This is a genomic window from Streptomyces sp. TG1A-60 (genome assembly GCF_037201975.1).
In the GTDB taxonomy this organism is placed as follows: Bacteria; Actinomycetota; Actinomycetes; order Streptomycetales; family Streptomycetaceae; genus Streptomyces.
Window position 1 is genome coordinate 7704295 of the sequence record NZ_CP147520.1, and the last position, 15339, is coordinate 7719633.

Below are 15339 nucleotides of genomic sequence, written 5' to 3' on the forward strand. Positions count from 1 at the left end.
GGGTCCCGCGCCGACGCCGGTGGTGACGGTGCGACCCGCCGAGTCGCCGGGTGTGACCGGCCCGAGCGGCTGACACGGGGGGCACGGGCGCCGCGCAGCGCACGTCCCGCCTACCGGCGGTCGGAGGCCGGGCCGATCGCACCCCGTCGTCGTACGCGCTTCGCCAGCAACCCGCCCAGGAACCCGGTCACCAGCCCCCAGAGGACGGCGAGGCCCAGCGCGGACCACATCCGGGGTCGCAGGAACAGCTCTCCGCCCAGGCCGCCGCCGAGATCGCCGATGCCGAGCACCGACAGCCCGTAGTGCGCGGCGATCCGGGCCACGAGGCAGATCATCAGGACGGTGAGCGTGAGCGCGACCGCCATGTGCGCGGCGTGCTGCCGCGGCCGCATCCGGGCCGGGGAACGGGCGGCCATCACGAACGCCGCGCCGAGCAGCAGCACGGCGTTCACGACCACCAGCCACCACACCCTGCCGTCGTGCTCGGCGAGCGAGCCCAGGTTCAGCGTCGAGACGTCGGGCCCGCGCATCACCTGGTCCAGCACCTTCGGCATCGGCAGCCCGAACGGCCCCTCGACCTGGCTGTCCCAGGTGGCGCCCAGGCCGATCGTGAAGGCCAGCCACACCACGTTCGGCAGGCCCAGGAGGGCGACCGCGGCCGTCTCGGCGGCATGCCCTCGGGTCAGCGCCACCACCAGCGCGATGGCCAGACCGAGACCGACATACGTCAGCAGCAGGACGACCATCGCGTACGCGGCCGGGCGGACCGATTCCTGGAACCGCACCAGCCGCGCCGGAAGTGGCGCCCCCCGCGACACCAGCAGCGCCAGGACCAGGACCCCGGCCAGCCAGAGCAGCCCGAAGAAGACCGTCGGCGCCACGGCCGCCTCGACCCCGACAGCTGCGGACGTGCCGAAGAAGTCGCCCACATCACCGAGCGGGATGTCGAAGGTGTGCCGGGCCGCGAGCGCGAGGCCGATCAGCGCCGCCAGCCACAGGACGGCGATCCGGGTGGCCCAGCCCGCCAGTTCGGTCGCCCCCGTGACCGCCCGGTTCCGCAGGGGCCGCAGAAACCCGGCGGCGATCACCAGCGCGCCGACCAGGGTCACCGACAGCGGGATCACGGTCAGACCCGCCCGGGTCTCGGCGATGGACCCGGCGCCTCCGGAGAGCTCGATGGTGCCGCCGACCGCCGTCACGACGGTGGCCGCGACGACCCGAGGGAGGGCGCCGTCCGGGAGGTCCGCCGCGCCCGCGGCCCACAGTCCGAGCGCCGCCGCCACGATCATCACGATCAGACCGGCCAGGACCGTGCCGAGGGCCTGGAGCCAGCCGTGCCGGGCGACCGCCGGTTCGTGCGCTGTCTGCCGAGGACGCGGGGTCTGAGGTCTCACTCTTGCCACGCTAAGCACGGCGGGGACACTCCGCGCGCCGGGAGGACCGGGCCTTGCCGGCTTGCGGGCAACATGGGGCCAGGGCACACAATAGGCCTGTCATGGAAGAAAGCTGCAGTAAAAGGTGTGAATAGCTCATTCGGTATCGAGTGCGTTGATCGCCGCGGAATCCAACGGCGGGAGAAGACCCGTGAGCGTCGAACAGCCGTCCTCCGGCCGCCCGACCGGACCGCCCTCCGGCCCGCTGTCCGGTCCGTCGCAGCCCGGCCCCACCCCGTCCGGCCCCACGCGGCCGAGCGGCCAGGCGCCGCCCGAACCGCCGAGTGATGCCTCGGGCCCGGGCGGAACCGGCGGTCCGGGAGATCCCGGCGGGTCGGGCGGCGGTCCAGGGGGCCCCGGCGACTCCGGGCAGGGGTCCGGCGGCCCCGGACAGCCGTGGTGGCGTTCCGTCCCCCGTATCGCCCTCATGGCCACGGCGGTCGTCGTCGCCGTGGTCCTGACCGTCGTCTTCACCCGATCCGACGGCTCGGGCGGCTCCGCCGACGGGGAGGTCTTCCTCCAGGCCGCCGGCAACTCCGGCCCCGACCCCTTCACCGAGTCGACGGCGACGGACAGCTCCACCCCGCCCGAGACACCCACCGCGACGCCGAGCAGGTCAGAACCCGCCAACGTCACGCGCGCCGTGGACGGTGCGGCCCCCGGCCTCTACGGCGGCACCCGCAACGTCGCCAGCTGCGACGTGGAGAAGCAGATCAAGGCGCTGCAGGCGGACCCGGCCAAGAGCAACGCGTTCGCCTCCGTCCTCGGCATCAAGTCCTCCGACGTGCCCGGCCATCTGCGCTCGCTCACTCCGGTGCAGCTGCGCGTGGACACCCGTGTCACCAACCACGGCTACCGCGACGGCGCCGCCACCAGCTACCAGGCAGTCCTCCAGGCCGGCACCGCCGTCCTCGTCGACGACCGAGGGGTGCCCCGCGTGCGCTGCGCCTGCGGCAACCCGCTGAAGCCGCCGGTCGCGCTGAAGACCACGCCCGAGCCGAAGGGCGACTCATGGCCCTCGTACCGACCGGAGAACGTCGTGGTCGTCGAGCCCTCGACCGTGACCATCAACGTGTTCGTGCTCTACGACCCCGACCGCGACGACTGGTTCAGCCGCCCCTCCGGCGACACGGGCGAGAAGGACAAGAAGACCACCCCGCCCGTCAACCAGCCGTCCCCGTCGGCGTCGACGTCGTTCTCCGAGGAACCGCCCACCGAGTCGCCCGAGCCCTGCCCCTCGTCGCCGGACGGCGCTCCGAACCCGGAGGACGACGAGAGCCCGTGCCCCTCGTCGTCCTCGGTGACACCGTCGTCCCCGCCCCCGTCCGAGCCGGAGACCGAGACCTCCGAGCCGGAGACCGAGACCTCCGAGCCCACGACGGAGCAGGAGAGTCCCGAGACGGCCGACTCGCCGCCGGCCGACACCACGACGACCGGGTCGGCGTCCCTCCACAGCGTCCCGGAGTCGATCGGGACCCCCGCCTCCTGACCGCCGAGGCGGCGACCGGAGACCCCGAGGCTCACCCGTCGATCGCCGACCCGAACAGCGCGGCCACGTGGGGAACGGAAAAGCGGTGGCGGGCCGCCGTGGCGACGGCCGATGCTTCTTCGCATGAGTGGCCATCGTGTGACGCGATCCGACGAACAACCGTTGCCGGAGCGGAAGACGGGGTGGGACGACGGGTTCGTCGGCCCCGAAGGGGATCCGCGCGGCGAGGGAGGGTTCGAGGGGGAGCGGGCCACCCTGGTCGGATATCTGCGCGACCAGCGGCTGACCCTGGAGATGAAGTGCGCCGGGCTCGACGCCGAGGCCCTGGCCCGCCGCCCGGTGCCGCCGTCGAGCATGTCGCTGCTGGGGCTCGTGCGCCACCTGGCCGGCGTGGAACAGTACTGGTTCCGCGAGGTGTTGGCGGGCCGGGCGGTGCCCCGCCACTACCGCGCCGGCGACGACCCCGACGGGGACTTCAACGGTGCCGTGGCCGACCCCGAGGCCGTCGCCGACGCCTGGCGGACGTGGCGCTTCGAGGTCGGCTTCGCCGAGCGGCTCGTGGCCGCGGCCCCCGACCTCGCCGTCACCGGCCGCCACCGCGAGGAGCCCATCGCCCTCCGCGAGGTTCTGGTCCACATGATCGAGGAGTACGCCCGCCACAACGGCCACGCGGACCTCCTGCGCGAACGCATCGACGGCCGCGTCGGCCAATGACACCCGGGCCGGGATTTCCCTGAGGGCGGAACGCCGACCCCTTCCCCACGAGCCCGGAGTTCCTAGGCTGAAGAGGTGACCCGACCAGTGTCGAACGAAGCCCGCGTCATCCCCCTCCGCCCGGTGACGCCCCGCCCCGCCGGCCCGCCCGCCAAGGAACCCCTGTGGCGCGACCTCGTCGGTGACGTGCTCCGGCGCGAGCGACTCGCCCAGGACCGCACACTGAAGGACGTGGCCGACGCGGCGCGGATCTCGATGCCGTACCTCTCCGAGGTGGAACGGGGCCGCAAGGAGGCATCGTCGGAGGTCCTCGCAGCCGCCGCCCAGGCCCTCGGCCTGGGCTTGGGCGACCTGCTGTCCCTGGCCCAGACCGAACTGACCCGCCATGCGATGATCACCCGCAGGACGACGGGGGCTCCGCACGGGCTGTGCCTCGCTGCCTGACAGGGGCTCATCACCCGCGCCCCGAGAGGGGCGCGGGGAAACCGCGCGAGGCGAGCAGGTACGAACGCCCAGCCGCCGCTCAGCGAGGCGCGTCCATGCCTGCGAGACCTCAGACCTCCACCAGCCGGCGACTCAACACCTCATCGGCGAGCCCGTACGCCACCGCCTCCTGCGCGGTGAACACCTTGTCCCGGTCCATGTCCGCGCGCAGATCCGCCACGTCACGGCGCGTGTGCCGGGCGAGGACCTCCTCGACCTGGGCGCGTATGCGGACCATCTCCTTGGCCTGGAGAGTGAGGTCGGAGACCGTTCCCTGGCGCCCACCGCTCGCGGGCTGGCCGAGGAGCACCCGCGCGTGCTCCAGCACGAACCGCCGCCCGGGGTCCCCGCCCGCGAGGAGCACCGCCGCGGTGGAGGCCGCCTGCCCGACGCAGAACGTCGAGACCGGCGCCCGTACGTACGTCATCGTGTCGTAGATCGCCATCAGCGAAGTGAACGATCCCCCGGGCGAGTTGATGTAGATCGCGATCTCGCTGTCCGGCGTCGACGACTCCAGATGGAGCAGCTGCGCGATGACGACGTTCGCCACCCCGTCGTCGATCTCCGTGCCGAGGAAGATGATCCGCTCGGACAGCAGCCGGCTGAACACGTCGTACGACCGCTCGCCCTGCGGGGTCCGCTCGACCACGTTCGGAATCGTGTACGTGCCCATCACTGCAGCCCCATCCGTCGCCGTGAGGAGGCCGGCCGCACGTCGTCGAGTGACTCGACGACCCGGTCGACCATCCCGTACTCCCTGGCCTGATCGGCCGTGAACCAGCGGTCGCGGTCGCCGTCCTTGGAGATCGTCTCCTCGCTCTGACCGGTGTGCTCCGCGGTGATCCGCTCGATCGTCTTCTTGACGAACTCCAGGTTCTCCGCCTGGATCTCGATGTCGGCGGTGGTGCCCCCGATGCCCGCCGACGGCTGGTGCATCATGATCCGTGCGTTCGGCAGCGCGAACCGCTTGCCGGGCGTGCCCACGCTCAGCAGGAACTGGCCCATGCTCGCCGCGAAGCCCATGGCCAGCGTCGACACGTCGTTCGGGATCAGCCGCATCGTGTCGTAGATGGCGAGGCCGGCGGTCACCGCACCGCCCGGGCTGTTGATGTACAGGCCGATGTCGGTGCGCGGGTCCTCCGCCGACAGCAGCAGCAACTGCGCGCAGACCCGGTTGGCGGAGACCTCGTCGACCTGGGTGCCGAGGAAGACGATCCGCTGGGCGAGCAACTGTGCGGCGAGATGGTCGTCGAAGCGTGACGGCGGGGTGTCGCCCTCCTCGGCACGCGGGGCGAGCGTCCGGGCCCAGCCGGTGAGCAGTGGAGCCACGATTCCTCCCTGTGGATGCACGCGGCCTTCGGTGGCCGCTCCCTCCACTCTCCCCACGGACCGTCCCTCACCCGGACTTTCTCTGCCCACGGCAGATTCGCCGACAGCAGAGCGCCGGCCGCCCGCCTCCGTACGCCGCAACTCGTGCCCGCGCCCGCTGGGCGGTTCCCGCGAGAGGTTCTCCCACCAGGGGGTGTAGCGGTGTCTCGGCAGTTCGTTGCCCTGTCCGGGCAGCGGTCGCACAGGAAGCCGGTGAGGCTCTGCCGTGCGCCACCTGTACCTCTTCGTCTTCGTCCTGATCATGGCGAAGTTCTCCCCGCTCGGTGACGTGCCGCCGTGGCCCGATCCGGGTCACGGCGGCACACTGCCCGAGAAGTGCAGGCGCCTCGCGGTTCAGGGGCTCGCGTCGGCGATCGCGCGCGTGATCGCCCGGGCGAACCGTGTGATGCCGGGCGAGAGCACCGGACACGGCTTCGGCTTGGACGTCGTGAGGGCCAGACAGAAGTGCAGCAGGTCCTCGTCGTGGTGGAGGGCGGTGCGGTCCCGGCCGGGCTGCGTGCAGTGCCCGTCGTGCTCGCGTTCGTACGCGGTGCACGGCAGGTACTGGGTCCAGGTGTAGCGGTCGGAGGCCGGGCTGACGGCCTTCCCCGCGTCGGCGAGGAGGTCACCGGAAGCCTTGGCCTGCTTCCTGTACAGCGCGTTCACCCGACGGATCCGGTCCGGGGTGAACGGGTCCGGGCCCTGCAGCACCCACACGATCTTCGGCCGGTGCGTACCACCCGCGTTCGCGATCTGCTCGGTGAGCTGCTCGGTGGCCGCCGTGTACCGCTGGAAGTACTCCGTGCGGGCCTTGTCGTACGTGATGCCGTCCATGCACGGCGTGTAGTCCCAGGCGTTGCCCCAGAACTGCAGGACGACGTAGTCCGGGCGCAGCCGCCGTACCAGCGCGGCGGCCTTGTCCTTCGTCGGGACGAGCGACCGGTCGGAGGTGCCCTCCAGGTAGTCGCACAGGGTGGTGCCCGAGTACGGGGCGCTGGTGTAGCGGGCGTCGAGGTCGTCCTTGAGGAAGTCGCCGAGCACCTTCTGGTTCTCCATGGCGAGCGAGTCGCCGAGATAGAGGACCTCGGGCGCCGGCTTCACCGTGTCGGCGCCGGGGGAGGCGGTGGCGGCCCGTTGACGGGTGGTGGGTGATGCCTCCGGCGCCGACGCCCGCGGCGGTGCCTCGTCGGGCGCGGACTCCGGATCCCCGCACGCGCCGAGCAGCAGTGCGGCGAGCACCGCCCCCACCACTCCCGCGATCCACGGCTTGCGCATACGGCGACTCCCGTCCCGGCCATCGAAACGGCTCCCCAGGCAAGCACAGCCGGGACCGAGGGGGAAGACCGGTGTCGGCCAGAAGGGGCGCCCGGCCCGGCCGGACGCCCCCGTCCACCGTCAGGTCACGGTGTCATGCCGCCGGAGCACGCGGCACCCGGCTCCGGCGTCTGCTCGCCCTGCACGTACTTGTCGAGGAACTTCCGCACCCGAGGGTCGGATGCCTTGTCCACCTTGAGCTGGTGCTCCCAGGCGCTCAGCACGATCGGCGAGGACTGGTCCTCGTACGGGCTCATGAAGGTGTACGTCGTCTTGTTCACCAGCCCGGTCAGCGACTCGACGTCGGCCTTGGCCGCCTTGTCGTTGTAGGTGATCCAGACGGCGCCGTGCTCCAGCGCGTGCACGGCGTTCTCGTTCGGCACGGCCTTGGTGTACACCTGCTTGTCGCAGTTGACCCACACCTGGTTGTGGTCGCCGCCTACCGGTGGGCTCATCTTGTAGTCGACGGCCTCGGTGACATGGTTCTGGGTGAGCTTCGACCAGTTCTTCACGCCGTCGATGGGCGCGGCCTTCGCCGCCTCCTTCTCCTGCGCGGCGTTGATCAGGTACCAGCCGCCGCCGACGAGGCCGGCGAGGATCGCGCCGGTGACGCCGAGCGTGATCAGGCGCATACGCCGCTCGCGGGCCAGCTCCGCCCTGCGTATCTCCTCGACGCGGGCGCGCCGCGCCGCCTCCCTCGCCTTCGGGCTGTTGTTCTTGCCCTTCGCGCCGCTGTTCTTGGCCTTCGGCCTGGATGAAGCCATGGGAATGTCCTTCTCCCCGCCGTGCCCGCACGGGCGTGGCGGTCCTGCGAGTCGTCTCGGGGGTCTGTCGCTCGGGGGCCGGTGGCGGCCTAGAGGCGGAGCAACTGCAGTTCGTGGAGATCGGGAGGGCGGGCCCGTCCCGGCTTCCCGGATCCGTCGAAGGCGACCGGGGCCGGAGCCGTCGAGGGCTGCCAGCGTGCGGCCGTAAGGTCCGCACCGGACAGCGGAGCGTGGCCGAGGACCGCGCGCGGGTCGGGGGAGTGGCAGCCGTGCTCGCCGGGGCGGTGCTCGGGGCCGTGCTCCACCTGGCCCGCCTGCGCGGCGACCTCCCGCTCCGCCACCGGCGCCGCCGACACCGCGTGCGGACGCTGCGCCGGAGCCTCACCGGGCGGCGCGCCCGAACAGAACAACAAGAACGTGGCCAGGGCCAGCGAGACCACGAGCACCAGGCGGGCCGGCCGGCTCCGGGCGCACGGCATCGCCGTACGTCTGAACGGTCGGCCGGACATGGAGGCACCTGACGAGTCGAGGCGAACGAAAGTGCGAGTGCCGCTGAAATTATCAGACGCCGCGCAGCCGTGGTCCCGCCCCGCGGAACCCGTGCCGGATTCACGCGCTCTGCCTCGTTCGGCGCGCGTCCGCGCCCCGCCCTGGCTAGCGTGAGAGCCGGGGAAACCACTTGTCGAACCGAGGAGAGTGCCAGTCATGGCCGCACATCCCGAGGGAACGCCTTGCTGGGCCGACGCCATGTTCAGCGACGTCGAAGGGGCGAAGAGTTTCTACGGCGACGTGCTGGACTGGACGTTCGGCGAGTCGTCCACCGAGTACGGCAACTACACACAGGCGTACGCGGACGGCAAGGCGGTGGCCGCCGTCGTCCCGCCGATGCCCGGACAGGAGGGCCAGTCCGCCTGGTGCCTGTACTTCGCCTCGCCCGACGTGCACGCCACCGCCGTCAGAATCCGTGCCAACGGCGGCGAGCTGCTGATGGAACCCATGCAGGTCGGCGAGTTCGGCTCCATGCTGCTGGCCCGCTCCCCGGACGGCGTCGTCTTCGGCGTCTGGCAGTCCGGCGCCCACAAGGGCTTCGAGGTCACGGGCGTGCCCGGTGCGTACGTCTGGGCCGAGATCTTCACCCGCGACCCCGAGAAGTCCGACACGTTCTTCCCTGCCGTCTTCCCGTACCGGGTCAAGCAGATGGACGACCCCGACAACCCGCAGATGGACTTCCGGGTCTTCGATCTCGGGGGCGACCCGCTCATCGGCCGTATGAAGATGACCGAGGAGGACTTCCCGCCCGAGGTGCCGTCGTACATCAACGTCTACTTCACCGTCGCCGACTGCGACGACGCCGTCGCCAAGGCCACCAAACTGGGCGGCGTCCTGCGCTTCGGCCCCATGGACACCCCCTTCGGCCGTTTCGCGGCGCTCAGCGATCCGCAGGGCGCGTCGTTCTCGGTCATCGACGTCACCAACACGCGGGGCGAGATGCCGGCGCTGACCGACGTCGACTGAACGGACACGGCGGTGCGCGCGGGGCAAGAGGCCCGGGGACGGTTCCATGCCCCCGCGCATGGCATGATCGAGGCCATGCCGGAACGTGTTGTGGCCGCCTGTGACGGAGCGGCCAAGGGAAATCCCGGACCAGCGGGCTGGGCCTGGGTGGTCGCCGAGAACGACGAGATCCCTGTCCGCTGGGAGGCCGGCCCGCTGGGCAGGGCCACCAACAACGTTGCCGAACTCACCGCGCTGGAGCGGCTGTTGACGGTCACCGACCCGGCTGTCCCGATCGAGATCCGGATGGACTCCCAGTACGCGATGAAGGCGGTCACCACATGGCTGCCCGGCTGGAAGCGCAACGGCTGGCGCACGGCCGCCGGCAAGCCGGTCGCCAACCAGGAACTCGTGGCCCGTATCGACGAGTTGCTCACCGGCCGCTCCGTGGAGTTCCGCTACGTCCCCGCGCACCAGGTCGACGGCGACCGCCTCAACGACTTCGCCGACCGCGCGGCGAGCCAGGCGGCCACCGTCCAGGAGTCCGCCGGCACCGACCTGGGCTCGCCGGAACCGCCGGCCGCACCCGACACGGTCCCGGCCCGCAGGGCCCCGGCCAAGAAGAAGCCCGGCACGCCCGCAGGTCGCACCGGCTCCTCCTCGCCCCGCACCATCAAGGCGAAGTTCCCCGGCCGCTGTGTGTGCGGTCGCCCGTACGCGGCGGGGGAGCCCATCGCCAAGAACGACCAGGGCTGGGGCCATCCGGAGTGCCGTACGGCGGAGAAGGCCGGGGCCCGGTAGCCCTGGAAGGGAGGGGTGCGGTGGTCACACGACGGTGCCGCGCCACTGCCCGGTCTCCTGGCCGCGCTCCTCGATGAACCTCTTGAAGCGCTCCAGGTCACCCTTGGTCTGCCGCTTCACGACCCCCAGCTTGTCGGCGACCTTGTCGACGGCGCCCTCCGGCTGGAACTCCATCTGCAGCATCACCTTGGTGCGCCCCTCGGCGAGGTGGTGGAAGGTGACGACGCCGGCCTGCCGCGCCTCACCGGCGACGGTCGTCCACGCGACCCGCTCGTCCGGGACCTGCTCGGTGATCTCCGCGTCGAACTCCCTGCGCACGCCGTCCACCTTGGTCACCCAGTGGGTGAGCGTGTCAGACCGCTGTTCGATCCGCTCGACCCCGCTCATGAACTCGGGGAACGTCTCGAACTGAGTCCACTGGTCGTAGGCGGTCCGTACGGGGACCTGGACCTCGATGGACTCCTCGATCTGCGTCATCGGTCGCCTCCTCACATCGTCGGCGTATCGGTCGCGGCCGATCGTCCCGGCCGCGTCCGGCGCGGGTACCCCGGGACCCCGCGGATCAACATGATCAGACCGCGTCGAACGTGTAGTGCGCGGTGTGGTCGAGCATCGCGGCCGGGGTCGTGTCGTTCCACGGCCTCATGGTCTCGTCGAGGTCGACCACGTTCGGCGTCCCGGCCGCAGGCAGATACGTGGCACCGGGGTGGCGGCGCTGCCAGTCGGCCCACAGCTTGTCGACGAACGCGTGATGGAGCCAGAAGACGGGGTCGTGGGGGAGACACCGGTGCCCATCTGGCCGCCCACCCAGACGTGCACCCGGTAGTGGAGGTTGACGCCCCGCCCCCCTTCCAGGTGATTGCGGAAACCGTCCGAGGCGCTGTTCCAGGGCGCCATGTCGTACGTGGACATCGCCAGCACGGAATCCACCTCGACCCGGGTCGGCAGCTGCCGCACCGCGCCCCCGAGGGACCGCCGCGGGTAGGTGCGGTCGTCGATGCGCACATTGATCGACCAGTTCCCGGTGGACGCCGCGAACGGGACAAAGTGACGCGAACCTGCCCGCGTGGCGCACTGCTACTCTTCGTGGTCGATTGATTGCTTTATGTAGTGAAATGGGAGTGTGTGTGAAGATCGTGTGCGTCGGCGGCGGACCCGCAAGCCTCTACCTCTCGATCCTGATGAAGCGGCGGGACCCGTCCCACGACATCACCGTCCATGAACGGAACACCGCCGGATCGACGTACGGCTGGGGCGTGACCTACTGGTCCGGGCTACTGGGCAAGCTCCGCGAGAACGACCCCGAGACGGCCCTCGCCATCAGCGAGAACTCCGTCAACTGGAACAGCGGGGTGGCCCACGTCCGTGACCGTACGACGGTCCAGCCCGGCGACCAGGGCTTCGGCATCGGCCGGCGCCGCCTGCTCGAACTGCTCGCCGAACGGGCCGGGGCCCTCGGCGTACGGGTGGAGTACGAGCACGAGATCACGGCCGACGACCTGCCGGACGCCGACCTCGTCGTCGCGGGCGACGGAGTCAACAGCGTGGTGCGCGGGCGGTACTCCGAGCACTTCGGCAGCGGCATCGCGCTCGGCCGCAACGTCTACAGCTGGCTCGGCACCACCAAGGTGTTCGACTCCTTCACCTTCTCCTTCCAGGAGACCGACCACGGCTGGATCTGGGCCTATGCCTACCCGTTCAGCGGCGAGCAGAGCACCTGCGTCGTCGAGTGCGCCCCGAAGACGCTGAGCGGCCTGGGCCTGGACCGCCTGGACGCGGCGGACGGGCTGGCCCTGCTGGAGAAGCTCTTCGCCGACATTCTCGACGGCCATCCGCTCCTGGGCCGCGCCCAGGACCACGGCACCGCCCAGTGGCTCCACTTCCGCACCCTGACCAACCGCACCTGGCACCACGGCAACGTCGTCCTGCTCGGCGACGCCGCCCACACCACGCACTACTCCATCGGCGCCGGCACCACCCTCGCCCTGGAGGACGCCATCTGCCTGGCCGAATCCCTCGACGCCCACCCCGAGACGGAGGCCGCGCTCGCCGCGTACGAACGACGGCGCACGTCCGACCTGCTCCGGCTGCAGAGCGCGGCCCGGCACAGCGCCCAGTGGTATGAGAGCATCCAGCGCTACATCGACCTCCCCCGGAGCAGATGTTCGCCCTTCTCGGCCAACGCCACTCCCCGCTGCTGCCGTACCTGCCGCCGCAGCTCTACTACCGGCTGGACCGCGCCGCCGGCCGTCTGGAGGCCCTGCGCCGCCTCAAGGGCTGGCTGGGCCCGAGGCTGGCCCGGACATCCCAGTCGCGCACGCCGGCCGCCCGGAAGTAGCCGCGTCCCCAACCTCACAGGGCAGTACCCCTAGCGCACGCCGCGAGGACGGAACTGGACGCTGATGCGCGGCCCCACGGCCCGTGTCGACTTGGGGACCGCGTGGTCCCAGGTGCGCTGGCAGGAGCCGCCCATCACGATCAGATCGCCGTGGCCCAGCGGGAACCTGAGGGTCTCCCCGCCACCGTGCGGGCGCAGGGCCAGATCGCGCGGGTCGCCCACGGACAGGATGGCCACCATCGTGTCCTCCAGGGCGCCCCGCCCGATCCGGTCGCCGTGCCAGGCCACGCTGTCCCGGCCGTCGCGGTAGTAGCACAGCCCCGCCGTGGCGAACGGTTCGCCCAGCTCGACGGCGTAGCGCGCCGAAAGCGCCTCCCGGGCCTCGTCCAGGACGGGGTGCGGAAGGCGCTCCAAGGCGCCGTAGAACGCGAGCAGTCGGGGCACGTCCACGACCTGCTCGTACATCTGCCGCCGTTCGGCCTTCCAGGGCACTTCCTCGGCGAGCCGCGTGAACAGCGTGTCGGCCCCGCCGAGCCACCCGGGCAGCAGATCGACCCAGGCCCCGGTGCCCAGCTCACGGCGGCCCAGCCCGTCGAGGGGGCCGAGGCGCAGATCGTCGGACTGGTCGAAGAGGGAGCCCTGGAGGTGCATGGCCATACACGCAGCGTACTCCACATTCGAAAACGTGTTCGTTCTCGCCTGTGGGGTCCGCCCCCGGTGGCATGGGCTCTCCTCGTCGCCCACCCTCTCTCAGTGCTGCTGAGCCTTCTGCGGAGTCAACTCGCTCGGCCGTACGACCACGAAGCCCTCGCCCTCCAGCTTCAGCTGGACGGCCTCGCCGGAGCCGCCGCGGATCATCGAGCCGAAGGACTGGGAGCGGTGCAGCGAGGTGTGGAGGTTGGCCGTCCAGCCCACGACCGCGTCCGTGTCGACGAACACGGGCAGCTGCGGGGAGACCGGGATGACCAGCGGGCTGCCGTCACAGACGAGACCCAGCCTGCCCTGCCCGGTGAAGACACTGTTGAACAGGCCGCCACCGGTCACGCCGGCGCCCTTCACGGTCTTGATCTCGTACGACAACGAGGCGTCGAAGCAGAGCACGTTCCGGCCGTTGACGGTGAACACGTCACCCGCCTCGATGTCGACGACGAAGCAGTTCTGCGCCTCGTGCGCGAACCAGGCCTCGCCCTGCCCGCGCACCGCCATCAGCGGCAGCCCCTCCCCGGTGACCGCGCGCTTGAGCATGCCGCCCACGCCCTGGCCCTTGCGTTCGAACTGCAGGTTCCCCCGATGGGCGATCATCGCGCCCTGCCGGGCCAGCATCTCGCCGTTGACGGCATACCTGATCGACTTGGTGTTCTGGACGCTCATCCCCGGCGCGTACGCCGGCTGGACCATGTTCTCGTTCGAGAAAAGATCGCTCTTCATGTGGGCATGCTGTCCCGGAGCGCCCGATTCCGCCAAGCGACGCGCGCGTCGCGTCACTTGAGGCGCCTGACAACGTCCTGACCGGAATGGTAAAAGCGGACATGACCAACAAGACCGTCGGCGTCGACATCCCGGACCGCCGGGGCCGCACCGGGCTCGACCGCACGGGCCGGGACCTCAGCGGCAACCCGCGGGTCAAGGTGCGGGACGTGAAACTGCTCTCCAGCCACTGGTACGTGGAGCGCGCCACCACCTTCGACTTCCAGCACACCGACGGCACCTGGAGCACCCAGGAGCGCGAGACGCACGACCGGGGCAACGGCGCCACCGTCCTCCTCTACGACGCCGAACGCGAGACCGTGCTGCTCACCCGGCAGTTCCGCTACCCCGTGTACGTCAACGGCCACCCCGACGGGATGCTCGTGGAGACACCGGGCGGCTTGCTCGACGAGGAGGACGAGCACCCCGAGGTCGCCGTGCGGCGCGAGGTCGTCGAGGAGACCGGCCACACCATCGGCGAGATCCAGCACGTCTTCGACATCTACATGAGCCCCGGCTCGGTCACCGAACGCGTGAGCTTCTACGCCGCCCCGTACGGCCCGTCGACCCGCACCCACGAGGGCGGCGGCCTCGACGAGGAGGGCGAGGACATCGAGCTCGTCGAACTGCCCTTCCGTCGGGCTCTGGAGATGATCCGCAGCGGGGAGATCGCCGACGCCAAGACCGTCATGCTGCTGCAATGGGCGGCCCTGGAAGGCCCGTTCAAGACCTGACCGCCACCGCTGCCGCGTCCGTCAGCCGTTCTCCAGCGCCTCGGCCGCCACAGCGGCCACCGCCTCCGCCGCCGCCGTCAGCGCGGGGGAGTCGAGCCTCCACTGCTGCCAGAACAGCGGCGCGTCCACGGTCCGCTCCGGCGCCAGGTTGACGAGCCGTCCGGCGTCGAGCAGCGGCCCGGCCTGCACGGCGGGCACCATGCCCCAGCCCATGCCGGTGACCACGGCGTCGACGAAGCCCTCCGACGTCGGCACGTAATGCCGCCGGGCACTGGCCGGGCGGCCCCGCGTCAATGCCCGGACGAACGTGTCCTGGAACTCGTCCCGCCGGTCGAAGAACACCACCGGCGCGTCGACGATCGCCTCCTTCAGCGGCACATCCGACCCGGCGCCGAGCCACCTCCGCGCGAAGGCGGGAGCGGCGACGGGCACGTACCGCATCCGGCCCAGCGCCCGGACCGAGCAACCGGCCACGGCGTCGGGCGCCGAGGTCACCGCCGCCATCACCAGCCCCTCGCGCAGCAGCCGGGCCGTGTGCTGCTCGTCCTCGCGGAGCAGCTCGTAACAGGGGCGCAGCTCCTCCGGCACCCGCGTGAGGGCGGGCAGGAACCAGGTGGCCAGCGAGTCGGCGTTCACCGCGATCGACACGCGCGCGGCCTCCCCGGAGCCCGTCATACCGAGCGCGGTGTGCGTGTCGTGTTCCAGCCGGGCCAGTTGGCGCGCGAAGCGGACGATCACCTCACCGGACTCCGTCGGCCGCACCGGCTTCTCCCGGATCAGCAGCACCCGGCCGACCCGCTGCTCCAGCGCCTTGACCCGCTGGCTGACCGCCGACGGCGTCACATGCAGGCCACCGGCCGCCGCGTCGAACGTACCCTCGTCCACCACCGCGAGCAGGGTGCGCACCAGATCGAGCGGAAGCTGCGACATCATGGTTGCT

The 15339-nt window shown here is 71.2% G+C and carries 16 protein-coding genes and 2 pseudogenes; 7 read left to right on the forward strand and 11 right to left on the reverse strand.

What is annotated here, in order from left to right:
* Window positions 1-110: 110 nt before the first annotated feature.
* Window positions 111-1394, reverse strand: coding sequence for a streptophobe family protein (locus tag WBG99_RS33900; RefSeq protein WP_338900026.1), 1284 nt, complete (start codon window positions 1392-1394; stop codon window positions 111-113).
* Window positions 1395-1584: 190 nt separating this feature from the next.
* Here WBG99_RS33900 and WBG99_RS33905 point away from each other — a divergent pair, with 190 nt between their 5' ends.
* The 3 genes from WBG99_RS33905 to WBG99_RS33915 all read left to right on the forward strand — a co-directional run bounded on the left by WBG99_RS33905 (window position 1585) and on the right by WBG99_RS33915 (window position 4080).
* Window positions 1585-2922, forward strand: coding sequence for a DUF6777 domain-containing protein (locus WBG99_RS33905; protein WP_338900027.1), 1338 nt, complete (start codon window positions 1585-1587; stop codon window positions 2920-2922).
* Window positions 2923-3045: 123 nt separating this feature from the next.
* Entirely contained in the window at window positions 3046-3636 is a 591-nt protein-coding gene (locus WBG99_RS33910; RefSeq protein ID WP_338900028.1) for a DinB family protein, read from the forward strand.
* 75 nt (window positions 3637-3711) lie between these two features.
* Entirely contained in the window at window positions 3712-4080 is a 369-nt protein-coding gene (locus tag WBG99_RS33915) for a helix-turn-helix transcriptional regulator (protein ID WP_338900029.1), read from the forward strand.
* Window positions 4081-4189: 109 nt separating this feature from the next.
* On the opposite strand, the gene WBG99_RS33920 is transcribed toward WBG99_RS33915, so the two are convergent.
* The 5 genes from WBG99_RS33920 to WBG99_RS33940 form a co-directional block, all read right to left on the reverse strand.
* Window positions 4190-4792: an ATP-dependent Clp protease proteolytic subunit gene (locus WBG99_RS33920; protein ID WP_338900030.1), complete on the reverse strand. Its 603-nt coding sequence runs from the start codon at window positions 4790-4792 to the stop codon at window positions 4190-4192.
* Window positions 4792-5448, reverse strand: a complete 657-nt coding sequence (locus tag WBG99_RS33925; protein ID WP_338900031.1) for an ATP-dependent Clp protease proteolytic subunit — start codon at window positions 5446-5448, stop codon at window positions 4792-4794. Before WBG99_RS33925 ends, WBG99_RS33920 begins: the two co-directional genes overlap by 1 nt.
* Window positions 5449-5841: 393 nt before the next feature.
* The gene (locus WBG99_RS33930) at window positions 5842-6762 is read right to left on the reverse strand and encodes an SGNH/GDSL hydrolase family protein (RefSeq protein WP_338900032.1); all 921 of its coding nucleotides are present in this window, start codon (window positions 6760-6762) and stop codon (window positions 5842-5844) included.
* A 125-nt stretch (window positions 6763-6887) separates the two neighbouring features.
* Entirely contained in the window at window positions 6888-7565 is a 678-nt protein-coding gene (locus tag WBG99_RS33935; RefSeq protein ID WP_338900033.1) for a DUF3105 domain-containing protein, read from the reverse strand.
* An 89-nt stretch (window positions 7566-7654) separates the two neighbouring features.
* On the reverse strand, window positions 7655-8074 hold the full coding sequence (locus WBG99_RS33940) for a DUF6153 family protein (RefSeq protein ID WP_338900034.1): 420 nt from the start codon (window positions 8072-8074) through the stop codon (window positions 7655-7657).
* A 196-nt stretch (window positions 8075-8270) separates the two neighbouring features.
* Between WBG99_RS33940 and WBG99_RS33945 the strand changes: the two genes are divergently transcribed.
* Together WBG99_RS33945 and WBG99_RS33950 are read left to right on the forward strand one after the other, a co-directional pair.
* The gene (locus WBG99_RS33945) at window positions 8271-9080 is read left to right on the forward strand and encodes a VOC family protein (protein WP_338900035.1); all 810 of its coding nucleotides are present in this window, start codon (window positions 8271-8273) and stop codon (window positions 9078-9080) included.
* A 63-nt stretch (window positions 9081-9143) separates the two neighbouring features.
* Window positions 9144-9860: a ribonuclease H gene (locus WBG99_RS33950; protein ID WP_338900036.1), complete on the forward strand. Its 717-nt coding sequence runs from the start codon at window positions 9144-9146 to the stop codon at window positions 9858-9860.
* Between the two features lie 24 nt (window positions 9861-9884).
* Here the strand turns inward: WBG99_RS33950 and WBG99_RS33955 are convergent, their stop codons facing one another.
* Complete coding sequence (locus WBG99_RS33955) at window positions 9885-10337, reverse strand: SRPBCC family protein (RefSeq protein WP_338900037.1); 453 nt, start codon at window positions 10335-10337, stop codon at window positions 9885-9887.
* A 94-nt stretch (window positions 10338-10431) separates the two neighbouring features.
* Window positions 10432-10901: pseudogene (locus WBG99_RS33960) on the reverse strand (tyrosinase family protein); the annotation flags it as partial.
* Window positions 10902-10987: 86 nt separating this feature from the next.
* On the opposite strand from WBG99_RS33960, the pseudogene WBG99_RS33965 reads away from it, so the two are divergent.
* Window positions 10988-12198: pseudogene (locus WBG99_RS33965) on the forward strand (FAD-dependent monooxygenase).
* A 30-nt stretch (window positions 12199-12228) separates the two neighbouring features.
* Here the strand turns inward: WBG99_RS33965 and WBG99_RS33970 are convergent.
* Both WBG99_RS33970 and WBG99_RS33975 read right to left on the reverse strand, forming a co-directional pair.
* On the reverse strand, window positions 12229-12855 hold the full coding sequence (locus WBG99_RS33970) for an alpha-ketoglutarate-dependent dioxygenase AlkB (protein ID WP_338900038.1): 627 nt from the start codon (window positions 12853-12855) through the stop codon (window positions 12229-12231).
* A 93-nt stretch (window positions 12856-12948) separates the two neighbouring features.
* Window positions 12949-13626 (reverse strand): AIM24 family protein, encoded by a 678-nt coding sequence (locus WBG99_RS33975; RefSeq protein ID WP_338900040.1) that lies wholly within the window; start codon window positions 13624-13626, stop codon window positions 12949-12951.
* A gap of 101 nt (window positions 13627-13727) precedes the next feature.
* Here WBG99_RS33975 and WBG99_RS33980 point away from each other — a divergent pair, with 101 nt between their 5' ends.
* Window positions 13728-14399, forward strand: coding sequence for an NUDIX domain-containing protein (locus WBG99_RS33980; RefSeq protein WP_338900041.1), 672 nt, complete (start codon window positions 13728-13730; stop codon window positions 14397-14399).
* A gap of 21 nt (window positions 14400-14420) precedes the next feature.
* Here the strand turns inward: WBG99_RS33980 and WBG99_RS33985 are convergent, their stop codons facing one another.
* Window positions 14421-15332: a LysR family transcriptional regulator ArgP gene (locus WBG99_RS33985; RefSeq protein WP_338900042.1), complete on the reverse strand. Its 912-nt coding sequence runs from the start codon at window positions 15330-15332 to the stop codon at window positions 14421-14423.
* Window positions 15333-15339 lie beyond the last annotated feature (7 nt).

What these genes read in the sequence shown, in the direction of transcription:
- WBG99_RS33910 (WP_338900028.1), top strand. Translation starts at nt 3,046, where the DNA reads ATGAGTGGCCATCGTGTGACGCGATCCGACGAACAACCGTTGCCGGAG.
- WBG99_RS33920 (WP_338900030.1), bottom strand. Translation starts at nt 4,792, where the DNA reads ATGGGCACGTACACGATTCCGAACGTGGTCGAGCGGACCCCGCAGGGC.
- WBG99_RS33930 (WP_338900032.1), bottom strand. Translation starts at nt 6,762, where the DNA reads ATGCGCAAGCCGTGGATCGCGGGAGTGGTGGGGGCGGTGCTCGCCGCA.
- WBG99_RS33935 (WP_338900033.1), bottom strand. Translation starts at nt 7,565, where the DNA reads ATGGCTTCATCCAGGCCGAAGGCCAAGAACAGCGGCGCGAAGGGCAAG.
- WBG99_RS33940 (WP_338900034.1), bottom strand. Translation starts at nt 8,074, where the DNA reads ATGTCCGGCCGACCGTTCAGACGTACGGCGATGCCGTGCGCCCGGAGC.
- WBG99_RS33945 (WP_338900035.1), top strand. Translation starts at nt 8,271, where the DNA reads ATGGCCGCACATCCCGAGGGAACGCCTTGCTGGGCCGACGCCATGTTC.
- WBG99_RS33950 (WP_338900036.1), top strand. Translation starts at nt 9,144, where the DNA reads ATGATCGAGGCCATGCCGGAACGTGTTGTGGCCGCCTGTGACGGAGCG.
- WBG99_RS33955 (WP_338900037.1), bottom strand. Translation starts at nt 10,337, where the DNA reads ATGACGCAGATCGAGGAGTCCATCGAGGTCCAGGTCCCCGTACGGACC.
- WBG99_RS33970 (WP_338900038.1), bottom strand. Translation starts at nt 12,855, where the DNA reads ATGGCCATGCACCTCCAGGGCTCCCTCTTCGACCAGTCCGACGATCTG.
- WBG99_RS33975 (WP_338900040.1), bottom strand. Translation starts at nt 13,626, where the DNA reads ATGAAGAGCGATCTTTTCTCGAACGAGAACATGGTCCAGCCGGCGTAC.
- WBG99_RS33980 (WP_338900041.1), top strand. Translation starts at nt 13,728, where the DNA reads ATGACCAACAAGACCGTCGGCGTCGACATCCCGGACCGCCGGGGCCGC.
- WBG99_RS33985 (WP_338900042.1), bottom strand. Translation starts at nt 15,332, where the DNA reads ATGATGTCGCAGCTTCCGCTCGATCTGGTGCGCACCCTGCTCGCGGTG.